This is a genomic window from Bacteroidia bacterium (assembly GCA_040880525.1).
GTDB lineage: Bacteria > Bacteroidota > Bacteroidia > CAILMK01 > JBBDIG01 > JBBDIG01.
The window spans coordinates 63,523-80,488 of sequence record JBBDIG010000033.1 but is presented as its reverse complement, the minus strand read 5'-3'; the positions used below and the strand labels follow the sequence as shown (position 1 = coordinate 80,488).

Genomic DNA, 16,966 nt, shown 5'->3' with positions numbered 1-16,966 from the left:
GAAACTACTTTTATCTTCGTTGTGTTAACCGTTTTCAATCTCTAATATTTCAGCCGTCATGACAAAATTAATGAAACTGCCTTTCCTCGCACTTAGCTTTTTGTTAATAGCCAGTGCTTGTACCAAAGACTCCTGCAAACTTACCGACATCAGGAGAGTAAATATCCCGGTTTATATGTCGCTGGAGGAATTCCGGCAGGGCGTAAAAATGGAGGCCCCACGGCTGCTGGAAAATCCGGGAAAAATATATTTCTATCAGGGTTACCTTTTTATAAATGAATATGATGAAGGCATTCATGTATATGATAACAGGAACCCTGGAACCCCGTCAAACCTTGGATTTATAAAAATAAAAGGTAATTATGAACTGGCGGTAAAAAACGGAGTGCTGCTGGCGGATAGCTATATGGATCTCGTGGCGATTGATATTTCTGACCCAGGCAATGCGAGGGAAGCCGGGCGGTTACCCGATGTTTTCGAGCACTACGCCACTGCCCAGGGCTTTCCAATGGACGAAGAGCAGGGCGTAATCGTGGACTGGGAAGAAAAGGAACTCACTGAGGTAACTGATAATTGCGACCGATACAGCTATTACAACTATAACGGCAGCGTATTTCAGGGTACGACAGGATCAGGCACGATGCCGGTAGCCGTAGCGGAGAATGCCTCCGGAGCTGAGCAGGGTGGAAGCAGCAGCGGTATTGGCGGATCCATGGCAAGATTCACCATTTCAGGCGATTATCTTTACTCAATTTCTACTAGTTCAATGGAAGCCTTTGATGTGAGCGCACCCACTTCCCCCGTCAGGCGGGGCAGCCAAACTCTTTCCCGTATGGCGGAAACTATCTTTCCCTATGAGGATAAGCTCTTTCTCGGAACCACTACCGGGATGATGATTTACAGCCTCGCGAATCCGGCTCTTCCACAGTTCATATCGGAACTGGAACATGTGACGAGCTGCGACCCCGTAGCCGTAGAAGGCCAATTTGCTTATGTAACGCTCCGCGATGGCAACACTTGCCAGAATTTTACGAATCAACTTGAAGTAGTAGATATTTCCAACATACAGGCGCCCAAACTACTGGCCGTGCATCCCATGCATAATCCTCACGGCCTCGGCATTGATGATGGTACGCTATTCATTTGTGATGGAGATGCCGGACTGAAAGTATTTGATGCAACTGACCCGCTTACCATTGGCGAGAACCTGATATCCAGTGATGCGTCCATTACTGCAATTGATGTCATCCCTTTCAATGATATACTTATGGTCATCTCCAAAGAAGGTTTTTACCAATATGACTACAGCGACCCCGTAAACCTTCGTCTGCTGAGCGTAATACCTGTTACCGGGATTTGACCGGATCCTGGCTGATTTAATTATTAAAGCGGGAAAATTAGATTCGTTTGTGGTTTATTAAAAATCGCTGAAGGAAAAAGCCTGATCCTTTAAAATACCATCTGGAATTCTACTGAGACCTCGTCACCGGATTTTATAAGCCCAAACATAGCCGAAGGAGGAGTAACCTCAAAGTTGCTGAGCTTTATCTGCGTATTTCCCTTGATAACAAGTTTTTCATCCATATTCTGGCTGGTGGCATTTACAGGAACTATTCGTTTCACACCGGCCAGAGTCAATTCGCCCACGGCCTCAAAGCGAGTGATGAGTCCCGTAGTTTCCCGGGTCTGAATTTCAGATAATGAAAAGAATATTTCCGGAAATTCTTCTGCTTTTAATGCCCTGTAAGCATCCCGCTCCATTGCGCTTGTGCCGCTTTTCAGGCTTTTAACCGGGAGTTGCAGTCGCAGGCCCCGGAGGCCGCCATTTTCTTTATCCAGATTCAACCTGCCGGTAGCCTCCTTCGAAATCATCTTCCATTCATTGATCGTAGAATATCCTTTCACCACGACCTCAACATCCACAGCCTCCAGTTCAGTTTTGGAAGCTCCGGTAAGTCCCGGAAATACCAAAACCACAAAGAACCAAATCTGGTATTTTAAAACACTTTTCATTTAAAATAACTAAAAGGTTAACCGGAGCCGTAAAAGCACATTTCAAAAATAAATGCTGTTTTAATATTAAATTTTAAAATCTAAAAGTTTAAAAAAAGATTGAGCCTTCAAGTACCAATCCATTGAATCTTCCACCATGCAGAATATTGGTTTCAGCGAATCCATCATATTCCTGATTTACATATTCTGCTTTGCATAAAATATTATTACCGATAAAATATCCCATTCCTCCGGCAAATCTGTTAATGGTTACCGCGTCTCCGGTTCCTTTCATCTCGCCATAAGCGCTGTTGTAGCGGCCTCCGATATAAAATTTTTCCTTTGCACCAAAACGGTAAAGCAGGTCCACTCCCATTTGATTCCAGGTTCTATCCGAACTCTCGCCTGTCCCGAATCCTGTTGCTGTTTCAAAATTGCCGAAGAATTCCAGGCCATGAAATTTCAGGAACGGGTTCAGCACCATTGCCGTAATGTGCTTACTGAATTCAGGGTTATACCGGCCATTGGTAAAACTGTTTACTGCCTCATTGTCCATCACATTATAATATCGGGAACCAGCGCGGTCACCGGAATAGAGGGTTGACCTGGCGGCATTGTCAATCGCGTAAACCGAGCCTGTCAGCCGTAGTCTGAGATCATCATTAATTTGCCCGTCATAGCCAAGCTTGCCCAGGAAAGCAGGATCGCGTCCACCGGGATTTCTTTGCACGCTGCCGGTGATCTGGCCACTTGTCACTCCTGCCATTGCAAGGAAACCTTTGTAGTTAAAGTAAACTTCTCCGCCCATTTCAGTGGCAAAGGCATCCATGATGTAATTGCCCACAAACGGGTTTTTGAAAGAATTTCCGTTGTCCGTTCTTCGGAAATGTGCATCACCATAATTAATTTCCATGTGACCAACCTTGACGGTCACATATTCCATAATATTGTCCACCAAACCGCTGTTGAGAAAAAGCATTTTATCAAATTGAAGGTAACCGCCTTTTACCCATGCTTCCGGGTGATGTCTTGAGGATAAGTAGGTTACCAATTCCAACCGGATTCCGTCCTCCAACTGTGCTTCCAGATTTAGATTTGCAGTGGCCAGGTTAAAGCCGGGGCCAAGATCATAAAGCTGATTCAGGTTTACCTCCTCGTCCACATCGTCTGGAGCATATCTGGGGACTGCAGCATTCTCATGATCCAGCGCCTGGAATTGAATCGTAAATGCACCGCCTACTCTCACCTGTAACCCCTGGTAAGGGACGGTATCCTCTTTCCCGGTTTCAAATGTATTCAGCCCAGCTTTTCCAGCCGGATTCCAGAACTGCAGATCGCCAGTGGAAATCTGACCAAATGCTTCCATGCCGCTCAGGCACAGTAACCCCGTAAAAATTAATACCTTTTTCATTGATCAGCCAAAATTTAATTTAGTTAAATAAATAATCAAAAAACCGCTTTATAATGAATAGTTATTTCATTACCGGTTTTGATTGTTCCCAGCATGGCCGTGGGTGGATCAATATTGAAGTCCGTCAGTTTGAGATCCTTCTTGCCTTCAAAATATATCTTCCCTCCATCCACCCGGCCGGTAGCATCTATTTGTACTACCTGGCTAACCCCGGCTACTGTGAGGTTGCCATTTCCACTGAATGATGCTTCATTTCCCTCTTTCTGGGCGATCTTTACATTGCTTATGCTGAATTTAATATTTGGAAATTCAGAAGCTTTCAGCGCCTTGTAGGTATTTTCATCCATTGCCTTTTTGCCGCTTTTAAAACTCTTTGCCGGAATTGTAAACTGCAGGCTGCTCACATCGGTGATCTGGTTACCATTCAAATGCATGGACGAAGAGCCAGAGGCTTTGTCAGTCGTAATTTCCCAATCATGTAGGCTGGAAGTACCCGTTATCCTGAACTCTGTTTCGGGTTGCAAATGGTAGGTTCTGTGCGGCAGGAAAGCCACAGCACTCACTGCTGATAGAATTAATATTAAGAAATAAGTTGATCTTTTCATATTGCTGTTTTTTCTAGGCCAAAGTTAAATACTATGAAGCCAGTTGCCACTGTTTCATTCATATAAAAATAAGTTTATCATTTTGTTTTCCAAAAGATAATTCGTCTCTGCTTGTGAACAGCCTTCAGCCCGGATAAGTTGAAAGGTTTTTTTAAATTATAAATACTTGCATTCTGCAGGAAGTTCAGGTTCCGCTGCTTCTGTTCTCGTACATCCTTCATAAAACAAGAAAAATCCTGTTTTCGCCTTTAAAATTTAAATAATAAAAATATCAGGGACTACAGGGTTTTAATGGGAGCGTTTAAAATATATTATCTTTAATGCAAAATGAATAACGTCCCTTTTATTAAATTTTCTGTTCTCATGAATTTTAAATTTGAAAATATCCAAAGAAATGCAGATTTTAAACATAGTTTTCATAAGATAATTTTTAGAAAACCCTGAACCCCTTGCGCCCGTTGATAAATCAAGATCATAAATATTTCAACAATGAAGCATCTGAAAATCCAGGGTAAAACGATACCGGCACTCGGTTTTGGCACTTTTGAACTAACAGGAGAGGAATGCAGGAAAGGAGTGCGGGATGCGATTGAAATTGGCTACAGGCACATTGACACAGCACGGGATTACCGCAACGAGCAGGAAGTGGCTCAGGGAATAAAAGATACGGGCATTGACCGGGAAAAGCTGTGGGTCACCACCAAAGTCTGGCGCGACCACCTAGACAAAAAGAACGTCCGCAAAGAAGCCGAGGAGAGTTTGCGCAAGCTGAACACGGAGTATATCGACCTGCTGCTGATACACTGGCCCAATTCCGATTTTCCGCTTGAGCAAACACTGGAAGAAATGTTTCGCCTGCAGGAGGAAGGAAAAACCCGCACTACGGGTGTGAGTAATTTTCCAACTCAATTGCTCAAAAAAGCGCTGCAAGCCGGCCCTATCCTGACGAACCAGGTGGAGTACCATCCCTATCTTGGCCAGCAAAAGCTCCTGAATCTGATCCGGGAACATGAAATGATGCTTACAGCTTACAGTCCCGTGGCGCAAGGAGCGATATTGGATGATCAGGTGCTGAAGGAAATTTCCGAAGCGTATGATAAGAATCCTGCGCAGGTAGCCCTTCGCTGGCTGATGCAACAGGAAAACGTGGCGGCCATTCCCAGGTCATCAAGCCACAAACACCGTAAGCAGAATTTCGACATTTTCGACTTTGAACTCACTCGCGAGGAAATGGACTGGATCTCAAGCATCAGCAGAGGAGAACGCTTCGTTAACCCTCCATTTGCACCAGACTGGGACTGATGCTGGTTTCAGCATAATTTTTCCCGGCAGGAATAAATGAGGAAGAGCAGCCGGCCATTCTGTTTCGTGATCATAAATCCAAAGAAATCAGTCTCCTGCGGATCTTAGAATGTCCATACAAGTATTCACGGAAGACGGAGAGCGATCAATCCTCATTCACAAGTCCTTTCTCCTCCTTAACTTTCGGCCCTCAATTCAAAACCAAAGAATATGTTAAAAGGAATGTTACTCGCACTCTGTGTGCTGATTACGGTTGCCTTGCAGGCCCAGGAAACGCTCACCCCCGAATTGCTCTGGAAATTCAAACGCGTAGGTTCTCCCGTGGTATCACCGGATGGAAAGCAGTTCGTTTATCCTGTCTCAAATTATGACCTGAAAGAAAACAAAGGCAATACGGATCTTTATTTATTAGATGCAAAGGGCGGAACACCCGTCCAGCTTACCTCACTCACAGGAAGCGAATTCAACGCTGTATGGCGCGCGGACGGAAAAAAGATCGGTTTCCTGGCCACACGCGATGGCGCTCCGCAACTATTCGAGATAAACCCGGATGGCAGTGGCCTGGCAAAACTTACGGAGATGGAAGAGGGAATCGCCAATTTCAGCTACTCTCCTGTCGGAACACACATAATGTATACCCGCAGAGTGAAAACACAGTCTACCGTGCAGGATAAATATCCTGATCTGCCTAAAGCCAATGCCCGTATTATTGATGATCTGATGTACCGGCACTGGGACAAATGGAGCGACTATAAAAGCAGCCACGTCTTTATTACCGGATACGCTGAAGGGACCATAGCTGGCGAGGGCATTGACATAATGCAGGGGCAGAAATTTGATGCTCCGCTCAGGCCATTCGGAGGAGCCGGAGAACTGGACTGGAGTGCAGATGGAAGGATGGTGGCGTACACCAGTAAGAAGGTGACAGGAAAGGAGTACGCAGAAAGCACTAACTCTGATATTTTTCTGTACAACATGATCACGCAGAAAACCACCAACATTTCAGAAGGCATGGAGGGTTATGATAAAGATCCGCTATTCTCTCCTGACGGAGGAAAGATGCTGTGGATGAGCATGGAAACTCCGGGATATGAAAGTGACCGGAACAGGATCTTTGTATATGATTTTGAGACCGGAACAAAAGAAGAACTCACTGCCGGATGGGATTACAGCGCTACTTCTCCAGCCTGGAGCGAGGACGGAAAAACCGTTTATTTTTTAGCCGTAATAAATGCCACTGAACAAATATTTTCAGTTGATTTAAAAAATAAAAAAATTCAACAATTAACGGAAGGAATTCACGACTACGTATCCGTGGCGCCAGCCGGCAAACGCCTGATCGCCACAAAGCGCTCCATGTCAATGCCCAATGAAATTTTTTCTGTAAATCCTAAAAACGGAAAGGATGAGCAACTCACTTTTACCAATAAGGATATGCTGGACAATATGAAAATGGGCACCGTGGAAAAACGGATGATCACCAGTAATGATGGAGAGCAGGTACTAACGTGGGTGATCTATCCGCCCGATTTTGATCCGGCCAAAAAATACCCTGCACTCCTTTATGCGCAGGGTGGACCACAAAGTCCCGTAAGTCAGTTTTTCAGCTACCGGTGGAATTTCCAGCTCATGGCAGCAAACGGTTATATCGTGGTAGCCCCTAACCGCAGAGGTCTTCCGGGTTTCGGCACTAAATGGAATGAGCAGATCAGTGGCGACTGGGGAGGCCAGGCCATGCAGGATCTTCTGGCTGCCATTGATCAGGTGGCCAAAGAACCTTTCGTTGACGAAGAACGGCTGGGCGCCATTGGAGCCAGTTTTGGCGGATATTCCGTCTACTGGCTGGCAGGAAACCATGACGACCGTTTCAAAACTTTTATCTCTCACGCAGGGCTGTACAACCTCGAAAGCTGGTACGCTTCAACTGAAGAAATGTTCTTCGCAAATTATGATGTTAAAGGTGCTCCCTGGGACTCACCGCAGGCCAAGAGTTATGAACTCTTCAGCCCCCATAAGTTTGCAGGCAATTGGGATACGCCCATTTTGGTTATTCATGGCGAAAAGGATTTCCGCGTTCCCATCAACCAGGGAATCGAGGCTTTTCATGCTGCCCAGTTGCAGGGCATTCCGAGCCGCTTTCTTTATTTCCCTGAAGAAGGCCACTGGATTTTAAACCCGCAAAATGGGGTGCTCTGGCACCGAGTATTTTTTGAATGGCTGGATGAGTACTTAAAATAAACCAGGCTGGATATTATTCCGGAATTGAAATCTCAGGATTAATACCCGAATAAACTATATTTCAACTGCGAAACGAAAAACGTCCCTCATTTGGAATTGAAATGTTTTTTGTCCGAAATGCGCTGGCAGGGGCTGATTAACCCTCCGACAGCTTTCCCAAAATAAGCGACTTTCAGAGCGAGTGTAAAACCTAATATCTGCTCCAATGTCTACGAACTTCCTTCAAAATTTTCAAGAATTTGTTAAAGAGAAAAATCTGTTTACGCATGACAGCCATCTGCTTGTGGCCGTAAGCGGGGGCGTAGATTCCGTGGTGCTGTGTCACCTGCTGTCCAAATCAGGATATTCCTTTGCGATGGCCCACTGCAACTTTAATTTACGCGGAAAAGAATCAGAAGAGGATGCGGCCTTTGTAGTGCGCCTGGCTGGACAACTCGGTAAAGAGGTCCACGTAAAGAAATTCAGGGAAGAGGAAGTGACGCAAATGCCCGGACATTCCACCCAAATGGCTGCACGGGAACTGCGCTACCAATGGTTTGCAGAACTGCTCAGAGACCACAATTACGATCTGCTGGCTACCGCACACCATCTGGATGACCAGGCTGAGACCATGCTGCTGAACCTGACCAAAGGAACAGGGATCCGGGGATTGCATGGCATTCTGCCGCTGCATCCTCCGCTTGTGCGGCCCCTGCTTTTTGCTTCCAAAGATGACATTCTGCAATATGCAGAAAAGAAGAACCTCGCTTCCCGCCATGATGCCAGCAATGACGAACTTAAATATCAGCGAAACCTCATCCGGCTGCAGGTGCTGCCCGTTTTACGGCAAATAAATCCTTCCCTGGGCCAGGGCCTGGATGAAACAGCTTCCCGCCTTCAGTTTGCTGAACACGTGTTTCATACTGCGCTCCACCATTTGCAGGATGAACTTTTTCAACCGCATGAAGACGGATATACCATTTCGCTGGAGGCGCTGCAGTTGTTGCCTCATTGCCAGCATTTCCTTTTTGAATGGCTGCATCCCTTTGGTTTTACAGCAGGAATGGCAGCAGAAGCGGTGGAATTGATAACCAGCCAGCCGGGGAGGAAAATTACCTCAGCCACCCATCAATTGATCCGTGACCGGGAATACCTCTTCCTGCGGCCGCTGCCTGCAAATGGCGCAGAACTCGCAGAAGTACAAATCACGAAGGAAATGGAGAATGTACGGTTCGGAAACCGGGACTTTGAAATTTCGGTAGTTGCAGCTTCAGCAATTGCGGATCTGAAAAACCCTGAAGTCGCTTACCTAGATCTCGAAAAACTGCAATTCCCATTGGTAATGCGCCAATGGCAACCGGGAGATGCATTTCAACCTTTTGGAATGAATGCGCACAAAAAATTGAGTGATTACCTGACTAACGAGAAAGTATCGGTGGTGGAAAAACAGGAAATTCCCGTCATCACCTCTTCCGGCAAAATAGCCTGGGTGGCCGGGCTGCGCGTTGACCAATCATTCGCGCTTGCTTCTTCTTCAAAACAAGCCCTGAAAATTAAACTGACCCGATAATTGAACTAAAACAGGAAATCTCAGGAATTCCTCAACACATTGTAAACCGCTTATTAGCATGAAATATATATTCCTCTTTGCAACTTTCATTTTCCTTGCTACAGCATTATGGGCGCAGGAAGATTTTACCTACAAACAATCGGAAATAATGACGGCAAAGCCCATGGGTCAGGTAAATGTGGCGGCTATTACCGATGATTTTCGTCCCAGACTTTACAACCTCGAGGCGCCTGTTCCCGGTTCAAAAAGTTACCGGGCATGGCTGATGGAACACAAAAAACAAATCGGCCCAAAGCTGCGATCGATTCCCTCCGACAAAACACTGCTGGATAAGCCCGAGGCAACTCAACTCCGGAACTTTGAAGGCAACCTCTTTAATTTAAATGATCCCGGTGCTCCGAACGATAACCACATTGCCATTTCCAATGAAGGCAAAATCGTTTCTGTAATTAATAAATCAATTTATGTTTTTGACACACTGGGGAATATGCTCCAAAGCGTTTCGCTGCACGCATTTTCTGATACGCTGGGACTTAGCAATGACAAGTACGATCCGCGGGTAATTTATGATCCCAATGCCGACAAATTCATCATCATGTTCCTGCACGGACGTACCGACTCCACGAGCCTGATAGTATCGGCATTTTCGCAAACCAACGACCCTTCCGGCATCTGGAATTTATACACACTGCCGGGCAATCCTGTGCTGGACACGAGCTGGTCAGACTTTCCGATGATGGGCATTACCGAGGATGAAGTATTCCTGACCATCAACCTGCTGAAGAATGGACTTCCCTGGCAGGAAGCTTTTAAGCAAACGGTCATCTGGCAAATCAACATGAACAGTGGATATAACAACGAGGAACTGCAACTTAAACACTATACCGGATTCCGCTATAAGGGTACTACCCTGCGCAATGTCTGCCCGGTGCAGGGCGGCTCCCGTCCAATGGGACCGGGCATTTATTTTCTTAACAACCGGAATTTTGACCTGGTCAATGACACCATATTTATGCTGCGCCTCACCGGAACCCTGGACGACCCCAACACAGAACTTACCGTGGCAGCTTTGCGATCGGACGTAAAATATGGCGTCCCTCCTACTGCTGACCAGCCGAACAATCACTATTTCGATACAAATGACGGACGCGTTCTGGATGCTTATGAAGAAAATGGCCTTATCCATTTTGTGGCAAATACCAGGGATATGCAAACGCAGCTTGCCTCTATTTATCACGGAACCATAACCCTGACCCCGCCATTCAGACTCACCGGCCGCGTATTAAGCCATCCCTATCTGGAGTTCGGATATCCTTCTATAGCCTACATGGGCGTAGGATTGGAGAATGAAGCGCTCATAGCTTTTGATCACACATCGGATACCGTTAATCCGGGCAATTCTATTATCTACTTCAAGGATGGAGAATATTCAGATGCCAAACGAATGAAGGATGGTGAGGTATTCGTAAATATCGTCAGCGGCCTTTATGAGCGATGGGGTGACTATACCGGGATTCAACGCAAGTATAATGAGCCGGGCAGGGCCTGGATGGCCGCCAACTTTGGCAAAAAAAGAAGCGGAGGGTTAGGTTTTCAAAATATAAATGGCACCTGGATATCAGAGATCTCTGTGGGCGACAAAACCGAAGTGGTAAATCCTGTGGCCAACATCTTCCCCACACCTTCACCGGAATTTTTCAGTGTGAAATTTCAAATGGACGAAAATGCCAGGCTCTCATTTAACATCTACGATATCCGTGGCAGACTTATAGAGACATTATTAAATCAGGAAGTATCGAGCGGTGAAAATCTCTTTACTTTCTCAACCGCCCCGCTGCAAATCGGAAATTATATTCTCCGCATAGAAAAAAATGGTGAAGAATTCATGACCGAACGTATTGTCGTAGCAAGATAAAACCAGTTCGTAGTTTTTAATTAAAATTCAATAGGTCATTTCGAAATCTTATAAGTTTAATTTAAAACAAATAAGATCGCGCAATATCCGTCCAATCCGTTAGATCCGCATTCCCATTAAATTTTTCCCCTCCATTAATTTCAAATAATTCCATTGTCCAGAAGCATTCCCTTCCTTGCAGTCGTCATTATCCTCATGCTGCTCATTGATATTTACGTTTTCCAGGCACTGCGCACCGTCACGAATGAATCATCACTTTTTACCAGAAGAATCGTCTATACCGCGTTCTGGACCCTCACCACCCTTTCCCTGAGCGTGATCCTGGCCGCCCTGTTGACTGATTTTACATCCTGGCCCAAACTCTACAGAACCTATCTCCCGGCCCTGGTGCTGGTGCTTTATATTTCAAAAATACCTGCTCTGCTGTTCATATTTACCGATGACCTGTGGCGGGGAATGCAGTGGGTAGTCCATCTTTTTTATGAAGGCACCGAGCGGATCCAGCAAGGTGATATTGCCGGACCAAAAATTTCTCGTTCCCAATTCCTGAATATTGCAGCCCTCATGGCTAGTGGATTCCTCTTTAGCACATTTTTCTACGGAATGGTGAGGGGAGCGTATGACTTCCGGGTGAAGCGCATAAAGATCCGGCTGCCTAACCTCCCCGGCAATTTTGACGGAATGAAGATCGTGCAGATCTCCGATATCCATACCGGAAGCTTCACTACCAATAATCCGTTGGAAAAGGCCGTAAAGCTCATCAACCGGCAGAAGGCGGATATGGTATTTTTTACCGGAGACTTGGTGAATAACGTAAGCCAGGAGGCCGAACGATTCAAGAGCACACTCTCGGGAGTGCAGGCTGATGAAGGCATTTATTCCATTCTCGGCAACCATGACTATGGTGATTACGCCCAATGGCCCAGCGAAAAAGAAAAGCATGAGAATTTGGAGCGGATGAAAGCCATCCACCGGGAAATGGGCTGGACGCTGCTGCTTGACGAAAACCGCATCGTGACACGTGCAGGAGAAAAAATGGCCGTATTGGGTGTGCAGAACTGGAGTGCCAATACAAGGTTCAGAAAATATGGCAACCTGGCCACAGCCCATGCCGGGACGGAAGACATACCCTTTAAACTGCTGCTCTCGCACGATCCATCTCACTGGGGCGCTGAGGTAACAGAAAAGTATCATGACATTGACGTTACCTTCTCCGGGCATACGCACGGCATGCAGTTCGGCATTGATATTCCCGGCCTGAAATGGAGCCCCGTGCAATATGTTTACAAGCAGTGGTCGGGATTGTATGAAAAAGGCAGACAGATGCTTTACGTAAACCGGGGCCTCGGCTTTTTAGGCTACCCCGGCCGCGTAGGAATGTGGCCGGAAATCACGGTCTTTGAATTCAGCAGAGGATAAGTTTCGGCCTGACCTAAAGTTTCCCAAGATCAATTCTCATTTCACCACGGGTTGGTTGCCCAAACGGAGAGTTCCGGCACAAACCCGCGGTCATCCATCTCCAGCACCGACCGGATGGCGCTGGCAATTTCTTCCCCACGTAGCTTATTGGGCTGAGGTTCGCGCTCCTGACCGCTGGAACTGCCAAAGGCCGTAGTCACCTCGCTGGGATTAATGAGGAAAACGCGCACGTTGTATTTCCGCAGTTCTGCACGCCAGCATTCGGTCATTCCCTTCAGCGCCCATTTTGATGAACTGTAAATGGTCCCGCCCTCATAGCCTTTCGTGGCAGCCGTGGAAGCAATGTTCACGATATTGCCATAGTTCTGCTCCATAAACAGAATTGCCGCGCGCTTTGCCATCATCGCTGCTCCCACTACATTTACGGTGTGAACCCGGTCAAAATCCTCACGTTTCAGTTCCTGCAGGTTGGCACGCCCGCCAATTCCTGCGTTATTTATAAGAATATCCAGTCCTCCCAGGTGGCTCACTGCTTCATCGAAACTGCGGTCAATATCTTCCTGTATGGCCATATCCATTACTATGGGATATGCACCAATTTCCTTTGCCGCTTCGTTTAATGGCTGTTCATGCCTGGCCGTTATTACCACCTTTGCCCCCGCTTCTGCCAGCATTTTTGCCGTGGCCTTTCCTATTCCCTTGCTTCCACCCGTAACCAGCACCTTTGCATTTTTTAAATTCATAGCTTTTTCTTTTCTTAATATTTGAATTCCAAAACCGCATACAGTGGGATTGTTTTGATTGATTTTAAAATCCAACTCCGGTACCTGTCCAGGGCATAAAAAACAGCCGTGGCACTAAAGGATTACAAAGGTTTAGTTGAAACTGAAATTTTAGCGCAAAACCCTGTTTATTGAAAAAAAGGCCTTTATTCAGCACCAGTCTTACATTTCACATTAAAAAGAGGAATAGTTTTTACCATTACTCACCGGCTTGATTTCCACGTCTATTCAATTTCCTAATACATATACCTTTTTGCCAGTCCTGACCGGTCTGTGCCGGCTGCTGCTTTTTCTGGTGGTCGCTGTCCCGGAAGTGTATGCCCAGGAACCTTTGAGCAATAAACGGGAAAGAATATTGCCCCTCGCAGGTGATACCCTGATTCTGGATACGCTGAGCATTTTTCCCGGAAGCCTTGCCCTCTCTACCCTGGCGGGCGATACTATTGATTCGGCTGCTTTCCAATTGCATTGGCAGGAGGGCCTCATAATATGGAATCAAATACCAGAATCTGACACGGTAACAGCTCACTACCGGGTTTATCCGCTGAATTTTGCTAAACCCCACTTTACCAAGGACATGTCCTTAATTAATCGCAGGTATGATCCCAATTTCAAACCTTACACTTACCGTCCAAAATTAGAGGCGGAAACGGTTTTTGGCGGAGATGGACTGAACAAGAGTGGCAGCATCAGCCGGGGGGTGTCCTTCGGAAATAATCAGGATCTGGTACTGAATTCCAATCTGGATTTGCAGATCTCCGGGAAGCTTAGCGAGGATGTGGAGATTACCGCTGCATTGAGCGACCAGAACATTCCAATACAGCCGGAAGGAAACACAGCTCAGATCCAGGATTTTGACCGGGTGTATATTAAGTTGAAGACAAAGCAGGAACAGGTGATAATCGGGGATTATGATTTTATTAATGACCCCGACAATTATTTTATGCGATTTGCTAAGAAATCTCAGGGCATTTCATTCGATCTGAAGCGGGAGCCGCAGGATTCGGCCATTCTCACCACTGATGCAGACCTTGCCATATCACGTGGAAAATATGCCCGAAATGTTTTCGAAGGAATTGAAGGTAACCAGGGTCCTTACCGTCTTCGCGGAAATGATGGGGAACAGTTCGTCATAATAGTGGCAGGAACGGAGCAGGTTTTTCTTAACGGCATTGCACTACAACGCGGAGAGCAAAATGATTACGTGATTGACTATAACTCAGCGGAGATCCGGTTTACGCCCAACCGCCCTATAAAGGCCTTCAGCCGCATAGTGGTGGAATTTCAGTATGCTGACCGCAATTATGTGCGCTCCATTGTACATGGCGGAGCAAACTACGCCACCAAAAAATGGAATTTCAATGCTTCCTTTTATTCGGAGCAAGATCATAAAAACCAACCGGTGTTTATTGATCTGAGCGATTCAGATAAAGTAGTGCTGCGGGAAGCTGGCGATAATTTAATGGATGCCTTTGTATCATCGGCTGACAGTGTGGGCTACAGCGATGAATTTATCCAGTACAAAAAAATTGATACGCTGGGTTATCAGGATGTGTTTGTGTTTTCTCAAAATCCTGAAAATGCCCACTTCGTACTTAGTTTTAGCGAGGTGGGGGCAAACCGGGGAAATTATATACTTACCACGGATGTAACCAATGGAAAAGTATTCCGGTGGGTGCAGCCACAGGATGGAATTCCGCAGGGAAACTACGAGCCAGTCGTACGGCTGATTGCGCCCGTAAAGCAGCAACTGGCCACCTTCAGCACGCGATTTATGCCCAGCGAAGGAACAGAAGCCGGGATTGAACTGGCGATTTCACAAAACGATCAGAATACCTTCAGCCCGTTTGGTGACCAGAATAATGGCGGAATCGGTTCCAAGGCTTTTGCTCAGAAACTACAGCGGTTTGGCAACTGGGGCCTGACTGCACGAGCCGAATACGAATACGTTTCCCAGGATTTCAGTTTCGTGGAAAGATACCGTGACGTGGAGTTTGAGCGTACCTGGAACCGCCAGCGAGGCCAGAATACGGATGCCGAACCAGAGGTTCCCGAGCATCTCGGATCACTGAGCCTGGTGGCAAACCTGAAGGACAGCCTGATCCTGCGATACCGGGCAGCAGCCTTCATCCGGGGCGACCAGTTTTTTGGGAACGACCACATACTCGGAGGCAACGTCAACTGGAAGAAATTCGATGTGGCTACCGAACATAAGCTTACTCTGGTTGATCAGGGTTTGCCGGCTACCCCGCAGGAAAACCGGTTTCTGGTGCAGCGCCTGGAAGTAAAGCGGCCTGTCTCACGTATTGTACTGGGTGCCCGTGGCGAACGCGAGGTTTCCATCTACCAATCTCTTGATTCAGAAATACTGGATACAACCAGTTTCCGCTACAATGAATGGGAGGCATTTATGCAATCGCATGATACCGCTCAAAATTCCTTTCGTATGGGCTACACGCAACGTAGGGATTATTTTCCCGTTTTGCAATCATTTGTTCAAGGTACGCGCAGCCATAATATCAATTTCTTAATGGCATTTGAAAAAAACCCCAACCGGCAGTTGCGGCTGAACCTGAACATGCGCCAAATAGATATTTTAAATGATACATTAACTACACTGGAACCGGAGCAATCGGTTCTTAGCCGCATTGAATACAACATCGCATTTTTTAAAGGCTTCGTTACAACTTCCTCCTATTATCAAATAGAAACCGGGCAGGAAATGAAAAAGGAGTTTTATTATAAAAAAGTGGACAAGGGCCAGGGCGAATATATTTGGGAAGATTATAATAATGATCGCCAGGAACAACTGAACGAATTTCGTGTGGCAAATTTCCAGGACCAGGCGGAGTATATTCGTTTTACGCTGCCTACGAATGACTACATCCGCTCTTTCCACAATGAATTCAACCAATCCATCCGGATAGAACCGGCTGCTAAATGGAAGCTCAAAAAGGGCATTCGCGGAAAAGTTGCGTTATTCAGCAACCAGGCAAATTTGCTGATTGACCGGAAAACACTCGATGAACAGAATCTGCAACAATTCAATCCACTGTACCTGCAAGTAAGCGATACCAGCCTCATCAGCATCCGGTCGCAGATACGCAACACGCTATATTACAACCGTAGTGGCCGCAAACTGGCTGCCGACCTTACCGGCCTCAGCAACAAGGGCAAGACTCTGCTCATCAATGGATTTGATACACGCACCCTGAACCAGTTGATACTGAACGTGCGCTACAATATCTCCAGGAAAATTACCTGGCAACCCAAACTATCGCAGGACCTGCGTTCCTTCGAATCGGACTTTGCCCCGGAAGGCCAGTACAAGATTGAGGGACAGAATGTGGAAAGTAAGTTTACCCTTCAGCCGTCAGGTGCATTCCGCGAATCGCTCACGTATCGTTACAGCGATCAGGAAAACCTCCTGGGGCCAGAGCAGTTTATCCGCCACGAGGTGGAGAACGAGGTAACGTGGAATGTAGTGACCAAGAGCAGCCTGAATGTACGAATCAGCTACATCCGTATTAATTTTAACGGAATACCCAATAGCCAGGTGGGAGCGGAAATGTTGCAGGGACTGCTGCCCGGGAACAATGCCACCTGGAACGTACTCTACAACCGCAGGCTTGGCGAAAGTCTTGATATGAGCCTGAATTACGAAGGCAGGAAATCTGAGGATTCAAAAACGGTGCATACCGGTAGGATGAGCGTCAGGTGGCTCTTTTAGCGCATTTGTTTTTTCTGTTTATT

Annotated in this window: 11 protein-coding genes; 7 read left to right on the top strand and 4 right to left on the bottom strand. The window is 46.5% G+C overall.

Annotated elements, in window-relative coordinates; all coding sequences use genetic code 11:
* Positions 1–58: 58 nt before the first annotated feature.
* Positions 59–1,360 carry a hypothetical protein gene (locus tag WD077_09450; GenBank protein ID MEX0967452.1) on the top strand — a complete coding sequence of 434 codons (1,302 nt, stop codon included), beginning with the start codon at positions 59–61 and terminating at the stop codon, positions 1,358–1,360.
* Positions 1,361–1,449: 89 nt separating this feature from the next.
* On the opposite strand, the gene WD077_09445 is transcribed toward WD077_09450, so the two are convergent.
* The 3 genes from WD077_09445 to WD077_09435 all read right to left on the bottom strand — a co-directional run bounded on the left by WD077_09445 (position 1,450) and on the right by WD077_09435 (position 4,008).
* Complete coding sequence (locus WD077_09445; protein MEX0967451.1) at positions 1,450–2,013, bottom strand: YceI family protein; 564 nt, start codon at positions 2,011–2,013, stop codon at positions 1,450–1,452.
* 88 nt (positions 2,014–2,101) lie between these two features.
* Entirely contained in the window at positions 2,102–3,403 is a 1,302-nt protein-coding gene (locus WD077_09440; protein ID MEX0967450.1) for a hypothetical protein, read from the bottom strand.
* Between the two features lie 35 nt (positions 3,404–3,438).
* A complete protein-coding gene (locus WD077_09435; GenBank protein MEX0967449.1) occupies positions 3,439–4,008 on the bottom strand; it encodes a YceI family protein in 570 nt (189 codons plus the stop codon).
* Between the two features lie 489 nt (positions 4,009–4,497).
* Here WD077_09435 and WD077_09430 point away from each other — a divergent pair, with 489 nt between their 5' ends.
* From WD077_09430 to WD077_09410, 5 genes are all read left to right on the top strand, one after another.
* On the top strand, positions 4,498–5,310 hold the full coding sequence (locus WD077_09430; protein ID MEX0967448.1) for an aldo/keto reductase: 813 nt from the start codon (positions 4,498–4,500) through the stop codon (positions 5,308–5,310).
* Between the two features lie 210 nt (positions 5,311–5,520).
* Positions 5,521–7,548, top strand: coding sequence for a S9 family peptidase (locus WD077_09425; protein MEX0967447.1), 2,028 nt, complete (start codon positions 5,521–5,523; stop codon positions 7,546–7,548).
* Between the two features lie 205 nt (positions 7,549–7,753).
* Positions 7,754–9,097 carry a tRNA lysidine(34) synthetase TilS gene (gene tilS / locus WD077_09420; protein ID MEX0967446.1) on the top strand — a complete coding sequence of 448 codons (1,344 nt, stop codon included), beginning with the start codon at positions 7,754–7,756 and terminating at the stop codon, positions 9,095–9,097.
* Positions 9,098–9,155: 58 nt separating this feature from the next.
* The gene (locus WD077_09415; GenBank protein ID MEX0967445.1) at positions 9,156–11,012 is read left to right on the top strand and encodes a T9SS type A sorting domain-containing protein; all 1,857 of its coding nucleotides are present in this window, start codon (positions 9,156–9,158) and stop codon (positions 11,010–11,012) included.
* Positions 11,013–11,165: 153 nt separating this feature from the next.
* A complete protein-coding gene (locus WD077_09410) occupies positions 11,166–12,431 on the top strand; it encodes a metallophosphoesterase (GenBank protein ID MEX0967444.1) in 1,266 nt (421 codons plus the stop codon).
* 41 nt (positions 12,432–12,472) lie between these two features.
* Here the strand turns inward: WD077_09410 and WD077_09405 are convergent, their stop codons facing one another.
* Complete coding sequence (locus WD077_09405; protein ID MEX0967443.1) at positions 12,473–13,174, bottom strand: SDR family oxidoreductase; 702 nt, start codon at positions 13,172–13,174, stop codon at positions 12,473–12,475.
* Positions 13,175–13,466: 292 nt separating this feature from the next.
* On the opposite strand from WD077_09405, the gene WD077_09400 reads away from it, so the two are divergent.
* Positions 13,467–16,943, top strand: coding sequence for a hypothetical protein (locus WD077_09400; GenBank protein MEX0967442.1), 3,477 nt, complete (start codon positions 13,467–13,469; stop codon positions 16,941–16,943).
* Positions 16,944–16,966: the final 23 nt, after the last annotated feature.